This is a genomic window from Salinibacterium sp. (genome assembly GCF_031364185.1).
Taxonomy (GTDB): domain Bacteria; phylum Actinomycetota; class Actinomycetes; order Actinomycetales; family Microbacteriaceae; genus Rhodoglobus.
The window spans coordinates 1-6,845 of the sequence record NZ_JANLVV010000320.1; the positions used below are offsets into that span (position 1 = coordinate 1).

6 protein-coding genes are annotated in these 6,845 nt (G+C 65.7%); 4 read left to right on the plus strand and 2 right to left on the minus strand.

The window, feature by feature from the left end:
• Window positions 1-212 precede the first annotated feature (212 nt).
• Complete coding sequence (locus RMN95_RS13980; protein ID WP_309617520.1) at window positions 213-656, minus strand: YdeI/OmpD-associated family protein; 444 nt, start codon at window positions 654-656, stop codon at window positions 213-215.
• Here RMN95_RS13980 and RMN95_RS13985 point away from each other — a divergent pair.
• The gene (locus RMN95_RS13985; protein ID WP_309617521.1) at window positions 646-1,230 is read left to right on the plus strand and encodes a hypothetical protein; all 585 of its coding nucleotides are present in this window, start codon (window positions 646-648) and stop codon (window positions 1,228-1,230) included. The two genes, RMN95_RS13980 and RMN95_RS13985, sit on opposite strands and share 11 nt — an antisense overlap.
• 157 nt (window positions 1,231-1,387) lie before the next feature.
• Here RMN95_RS13985 and RMN95_RS13990 read toward each other — a convergent pair whose 3' ends face one another.
• Window positions 1,388-1,579, minus strand: coding sequence for a hypothetical protein (locus RMN95_RS13990; RefSeq protein ID WP_309617522.1), 192 nt, complete (start codon window positions 1,577-1,579; stop codon window positions 1,388-1,390).
• A 116-nt stretch (window positions 1,580-1,695) separates the two neighbouring features.
• Between RMN95_RS13990 and RMN95_RS13995 the strand changes: the two genes are divergently transcribed.
• From RMN95_RS13995 to RMN95_RS14005, 3 genes are all read left to right on the plus strand, one after another.
• Complete coding sequence (locus tag RMN95_RS13995) at window positions 1,696-2,247, plus strand: TetR/AcrR family transcriptional regulator (RefSeq protein ID WP_309617523.1); 552 nt, start codon at window positions 1,696-1,698, stop codon at window positions 2,245-2,247.
• A gap of 36 nt (window positions 2,248-2,283) precedes the next feature.
• Window positions 2,284-5,214, plus strand: a complete 2,931-nt coding sequence (locus RMN95_RS14000) for an MMPL family transporter (protein WP_309617524.1) — start codon at window positions 2,284-2,286, stop codon at window positions 5,212-5,214.
• Window positions 5,211-6,845 (plus strand): YhgE/Pip family protein (locus RMN95_RS14005; protein WP_309617525.1); only part of this gene is annotated, 1,635 nt, incomplete at its 3' end. The genes RMN95_RS14000 and RMN95_RS14005, both read left to right, overlap by 4 nt.

Below are 6,845 nucleotides of genomic sequence, written 5' to 3' on the forward strand. Positions count from 1 at the left end.
TTCTCGACGAGAGCGACGGCGGCGAGCACCAGCCGCGGGCGCGCGAGCACGGGCATCGAGGGGCGCGAGCACGGGGCGCGCGGGGCGGGGCGCCGGGCCACGGCGCGCGCTCGAAACCATCGAGAACGCCACTTTTGCTGCCTAAACCCGCGCGAACCCAGCAGAAGTGGCGTTCTCGACGAGAGTGACGGCGGCGAGCACCAGCCGCGTGCTCAGGATGCCGCGGCGATCGCCTTGGCGAGATTCTTGTCGCGCGTGGCGTCGGTTTTCGCGGCCTCCCACGGGGCGACGAGGCCCTTCTGCTTCGACGGGGAGAGTGACTCGAACTTCACCAGGACGCCGGCGCTGGCGAGCGCGGCCTTCAGTTCATCCGGAATCTCAGTCACGCGGGGGGCTTCGTCAATCTCGAGTGTGACCTCAAGCTCGTCACCGCCGGTGACATTGCCCGCCGCGGCGCGATGCTCGGAACTCAGGGGGATCATAAAGGCACCCTTGTACCAGCTCACGGAGTTGCGATAGCTGTAGTCGCCGATCGAGACCACCACGGGGTAACGCCTGGCGGGCCCGAGCCGCGCCATCACGACCTCGGGAACGTTGATCCCCACGGCGTTGCTGCCCTCGCCCTGCTGCAGAACCGTAGTGAACGTGACGCTCATCGGAGTACGAGCTGGTCAGGCCGACGGGGGCGTGGTCGTTGGATTTTTCGGAGTGCGGGCCTTCGACAGAGGCGTCGTCGTGGTGGGGGTCGCGCGTGACTTTCCCGCTGCGGGCGTAACGACCGGCTTTGTGACGACCGGCTTCGTGGCGACCACCGGCTTTGTGGCGACCACCGGCTTTGCGACGACCGGCTTTGTGGTGCCTGCTTTCGTTGTGGGCGCCGTCGTGGGCGCCGCCTTCGCCGTCGCGGTCGATTTCGCGGCGGGCGCAGGCGTGACCGCGGGGGCGGGCTTCACGGTGGGCTCTTGTCGTGCCGCGGGCGCGGAGGTGGTACGCAAAACTGCGGTGGTTGCCGTTGCCGCCGTGGTGGGTGCGGTCGCCGCAGGGGCAGGGGCAGGGGCAGGGGCAGCCTTGGGCGTTGCCGCGGCGGGCCGAGCGGGCGCTGCCGCGGCGGGCCGAGCGGGCGCCGCTGCAGCGGGCGTTGCCGAAGCGGCCGGCGTGGGCGTTGCCGCGGAGCGTGACTCCGTCGTAGCGGCCGCCGCCGCAGGCGTCTTCGGTGGCGTGTTCTTATGAACGTAGATTTTTGCCGCGGTGGTGGCCACCAGGAGGAATCTGACGAGGAGGAAGATCAACCCCGCCGTCACCAGCAGCAGGAAGAAGGCAAACAAACCGCCCGCGATCGCTCCGAAAGCGTTCATGACGCCCCATCCATAACTGTTTCCGAACATGCTCAGTCCTCCAACTCGTTATCGTTCCTCGACTGCTCGACGATGGTACCGACGGCGATAGCGACGGTGGCGCCCCAACTGATCCACATCAGGACCAGGCGCCAGTCGCGCGGTCCCTTTCGGGTTGATTGCACCGTGCCCCAGCCGCCGACAATGGCGCTGAGGAGTGTCGTGTTGAAAATGAATCTGCGCACAGTGCCTCCATGGCTTTTCTTCAACGCTACCCGGTTCGGTATTCCTCTCTGGCAATTTCCTGAGAGGCTGACCGATCGGACAGGCTCTGACCGATCGGTCAGCTAGCGTGGAATTCATGTCTACTCAGGAAGAATTGCGCATCATCGCGCTCGCCGAATTCGCCTCCGCCGGCTACTCCGCGACCTCCCTGCAACGCATTGCCGAACTCGCGAGTGTGTCCAAGTCGAGTGTTTTGTACCACTTCGCATCCAAAGAGCACCTGCTTGAGGCGGCCATCGGCCCAGCCATCGACCGAATGGAGGCCGTGCTCGCACCCCTCGAAGGCACAGGCCTCGGCAACGAGCGCCGGGCGTTCCTCGAGGGCTTCGTTGACTTCCTCCTGGAATACCGTCTCGAGGTCAACATGTTCATCAACCAGGGCTCCTCCCTCGTTGATGTCCCCGTGATCGAACGGGCAAATACCGTGGTCGCGCACCTCGCCGAATTCTTTTCCAGGAATTCACAGTCCCTCGAGGAAAACATGCGTTTCGGAATCGCTCTCGGCGGTGCTGCGTACATGCTGTGCACCGCACACGCTCTTGGGCTCGACGTGACTCCGGCCACTGAGATCAGAGCCGCACTCATCACGATCATGAACGAACTGCTTGCACCCGTCAGCACCACCTGACATCCCCGCACACCCGCTCCCACCTGAGGTAATCCCATGGCAACGCTTCTCTACCGTTTAGGCCGCTTCGCGTACCGCCGCCCATGGCGCGTCATGGGCGTATGGCTGCTGCTCATCGTGGGAGTTCTCGGCGGCGGCATCGCCCTCGGCGGGCAAACCCAGGAGTCATTCGTCATCCCGGGCACGGAATCGCAAGACGCACTCGACCGGCTCACGGCCGTGTTCCCGTCGGTCGCCGGTGCGAGTGCCACGGCCGTCGTGGTCGCTCCGGCCGGGTCATCCATTACCGATGAGAAAGCCACTATCGAGAAGCTCGTGACCGCCATTTCACAGGTGGATGGGGTCGATACGGCGCTGAGCCCCTTCAGCGAATACGCGGGGAACGCGATCAGCGACGACGGCCAGATGGCTATCGTCCGGGTGCAGCTGGTGGGCTCATCGGTCGACGTCACCGAAGCGACTATCGCCGACCTGAAATCGACGGCGGACGTCGGCAAGGACGCAGGGATGCGAGTCGAGTTCGGCGGCGGGGTGTTTCAGGACAACACCGTCGGCATCACCGTGACTGAGGTGTTCGGCGTCCTTTTCGCCGGGGTGGTGCTGTTCATCACCTTCGGCTCGCTGCTGGCGGCCGGCATGCCGCTCATCAGCGCGCTGATCGGAGTCGGGATCGTCATGGGCGCGATCATCACTCTCTCCGCCTTCACGACGGTCTCGAGCTCTGCGCCCCTGCTTGCGCTCATGATCGGGCTGGCGGTCGGTATCGACTATGCCCTGTTCATCCTGTCTCGCCATCGAACACAGCTGGCGAGGGGTGAGGACCCCGAGGAGTCGGCGGCCATGGCGGTCGGCACCGCGGGAAGCGCCGTCGTCTTCGCCGGCATCACCGTGATCATCGCCCTCCTCGGCCTGCTCGTAGTCGGCATCCCCTTCCTCAGTGTCATGGGGGTCGGAGCCGCGGTGGCCGTGCTCATCGCCATCGGCATTGCCACCACACTGCTTCCGGCGTTCCTCGGCCTGGCCAAAGGCCGTCTTGCTCCGAAGACGGGATCCCGCGCCTGGAAACGCGCGAACGCGGAACCCGGCCAGCAGAAGAGCATGGGCATGCGTTGGGTGAAGGGCGTCATGAGGCGCCCGATCCTGGCCACGGTCGGCGTGGTCGCGATCCTCGGAACCCTGGGCATTCCTGCCCTCAGCCTCGACCTCAACCTGCCCGATGGCGCGTCCCAGCCCGTCGGATCCACCCAGCGACAGGCCTATGACCTCGTGAGCCAGGGGTTCGGGGCCGGCTACAACGGCCCGCTCATCGTCGCCGTCGACATCACCCAGACCACAGACATCCTGGGCGATCTCGAATCGATCGCCGACGACCTGCGCGTGCTGCCGGACGTCGACTTCGTTTCACAGGGCATTCCGGATGCGGGTCTCGACACCGCCATACTCCAGGTCACCCCGTCCAGTGCACCGGATGCGGTTGCCACCAAAGATCTCGTACAGGCGATCCGCGACCTCGCGCCCACCATCGAGAATCGGTACGGCACCCCCCTCTCGGTGACCGGTGCCACCGCGGTCGGCATCGACATCTCGAACCGACTCACCAACGCTCTCGTGCCGTTCGGGCTCATCGTGGTGGGGTTGTCGATCATCCTGCTGATGGCTGTGTTCAGGTCGGTGCTTGTGCCCATCAAGGCAGCCGTCGGCTTTCTCCTGTCGGTCGTGGCCTCCTTCGGGATCGTGGTTGCTATCTTCCAGTGGGGATGGTTCTCTGAGCTGCTGCACGTCGAAAACCCCGGGCCCATCCTGAGCTTCATGCCGATCCTGCTGATGGCCGTGTTGTTCGGGCTCGCCATGGACTACGAAGTGTTCCTGGTCTCCGGCATGCGGGAAGAGTTCGTGCATACGAGAGATGCCAGGCATGCGATCAGCACCGGATTCGCCAATGGCGCCAGGGTGGTGACCGCGGCAGCGCTCATCATGTTCTTCGTGTTTTTTGCTTTCGTGCCCGAGGGCAGCGGCACCATCAAACCGATCGCGCTCGGCTTGGCCGTCGGCATCGTGCTCGACGCGTTCCTGGTGCGCATGACACTCGTGCCAGCGTTAATGACCCTGTTTGGAAACGCCGCCTGGTGGATGCCTCGCTGGCTCGGTCGCGCGCTGCCCATGCTCGACATCGAGGGTGAACAACTGCGCGAACACCGGAACGCCCTCGAGTGGGCCTCCGGCACGACTGCGGTGCTCAGCACCGAGGCGCTCATGGCCGGCTCGCGCGAACACTCGGTGGGCCCCATCACCATCTCCGTCGCGCAGGGTTCGGTGGTGATGGCCAGCGGCGACGTCACCGATCGACGGCTTCTTGCCGCGACGCTGTCAGGGCGGCTCGAACCGATGTCGGGGCGGGCACAGGTGGGCGGGCATCCACTGCCATCAGAGGCCGCCGCGGTGCGCTCGATTGTCGCGCTCGCCGATATCGGCGGCAGCCAGCGCGCCGAAACCAGTGTCACGGTCGGGGAGTTGCTGGCCGAACGCCTCGACATGACGCAGCCGTGGTTCCGCGCGTTCACGCTTCGTAGCCAGGCCCAGCGCTGGCTCGACCGGATTAACGCCGTCCTGGGGGATGACCGCGTCATCGTGAAGCCGGGCAGCACACTGATCGGGCTGCCGCAGCTCGAACGTGCCGTCGCGCTCGCCGCCGTCGCGATCTCTGAGCGGCCCTCAGTCGTGATGCTGGATCAGCTTGACGCCTTCGCAGACCCGCGCGACGAGGCGGCGTTCGTCACCGCCGTCTGCTCGCTTGCCGCCTCAACCACGACCATCGTCATCGGGATGCCGATGTCGGCACGGTTCGCGGGCTCGGGCGCAACGGGTGGGCGTCAGCGCCTCGACATCGACCTCTCCTCTCGCGGGTCGCTACCCGCACCTCCACCCTTCGTCCAGCAGCAGCTCCGCACGGAAGGAGTCGTCCGATGACGACCACTACAGTTCTACGCCGGATCGGATTCGCCGCAGTCGCGCTCGTCCCCCTGGCGTTCGCCGGACTCTTCGTTGGGGCCACCAGCCAGGGCAATAAGGCGCTCGACAATATCCCCGTTGCCATCGTCAACAACGACACCCTTCAGAAGTCGACAGCAGCAGACGGAACAGAGCAGCCCGTGTTTGCGGGTCGCCTACTGGTGAGCGAACTGACGGGCGCAGAGGGATTCGACTGGACCATCACCAACGGGAAGGATGCCGCGGCCGCCCTCGACGCTGGCGAGGTGTATGCCGTCCTGACGGTGCCGTCCAACTTCTCGACATCGCTGCTGTCACTCTCCAGTGACGCGCCGCAGCAGGCGGACATCTCGATCCGCACCGATGACTCTCACGGCTACCTGACGGGCTCGGTCGCGCAGGTCGTGGGTCAGACGATGACCGATACCTTTGGCAAGACCATCACCGCCCAGTACATCGGCGGCATTTATGCCAGCATCGGTGACCTCGGTGCCTCGCTTTCCACTGCGGCAGACGGTGCCACGCAACTCTCCAGCGGCGCCAGTTCGCTGTCGACCGGCCTCGGGCAGTACACCGCAGGCGTGGGCTCGCTCGCCAGCGGTCTGGGCGAACTGAGTGACGGGGCATCCGGGCTCAATAAACTCAGCGACGGCATCGGCACCTATACGGGCGGGGTCTCGCAGCTTTCGGCAGCTCTATCGCAGCTCACGCCCGCGATTGAAGCGAACCCCACCGTCGACCCGGCGATCTCCGGCGGACTGCGGGCCATCACAAACCAACTTGCTGGTGCCGCAGCCGGTGGGGCTACGCTGAGTTCAGAGGCAGCTTCTGGCATAGATGGCGTTCGATACGGTATCTCCCAAAGCGCCGAAGGGGCGGCGCAGCTGAGCGTCGGCGGGCCTGCGCTGGTCAGCGGTGCGAGCGGGCTCGCCACCGGCGCGACCAGCCTGGCGACGGGGTTGCAGTCTGGTGCGGATCAGGTGCCGGCGACGGATCCGGAGGCCGCGGCATCCTCGGCAAAGATCGCCGCAAACCCGGTAACACTGTCAGTATCGACGGCGAATATGGTGTCAGACCTCGGGCAGGCGGTGGCTACCTTCGCGATTCCCTTAGGGCTGTGGGTGGGAGCACTCGCCGTGTTCCTGGTGCTGCGACCGGTCACTCGGCGCGCGTTGGCCTCGACCGCGCGCAGCGGTCGACTCGTGTCGGGTGCCCTGGGTCGCGCGGGGATCATCACGGGCGCCCAGGCGATTCTTCTCGTCGCGCTGCTGCACGGCGTGCTTGGCGTCGGCTGGAACGTGTTGCCCGCGACGTTGGGATTCTCACTCCTCACAGCGCTCGCCTTCACCGCGTTCCACCTCCTGCTCACCGTCAGTTTCGGTCGGGGCGGGCTCGTGGTTTCCCTGTTCCTGCTGGCCATCCAGCTCACCTCCACCGGCGGTATCTACCCGATCCAGCTGCTATCGGCGCCCTACCAGGCCGTCAGCCCGCTTCTGCCCCTGACCTACGCGGTCGACGGCATGCAGGGCATCATCACGGGAGGCAACCCTGGGTCGGTCATCATGTCGGTCGCGATGCTGCTCGTATTCGGTGCAGGCAGCGCGCTGCTC

Coding starts and splice junctions, on each gene's coding strand:
- RMN95_RS14000 (WP_309617524.1), top strand. CDS start 2,284: ATGGCAACGCTTCTCTACCGTTTAGGCCGCTTCGCGTACCGCCGCCCA.
- RMN95_RS13995 (WP_309617523.1), top strand. CDS start 1,696: ATGTCTACTCAGGAAGAATTGCGCATCATCGCGCTCGCCGAATTCGCC.
- RMN95_RS13980 (WP_309617520.1), bottom strand. CDS start 656: ATGAGCGTCACGTTCACTACGGTTCTGCAGCAGGGCGAGGGCAGCAAC.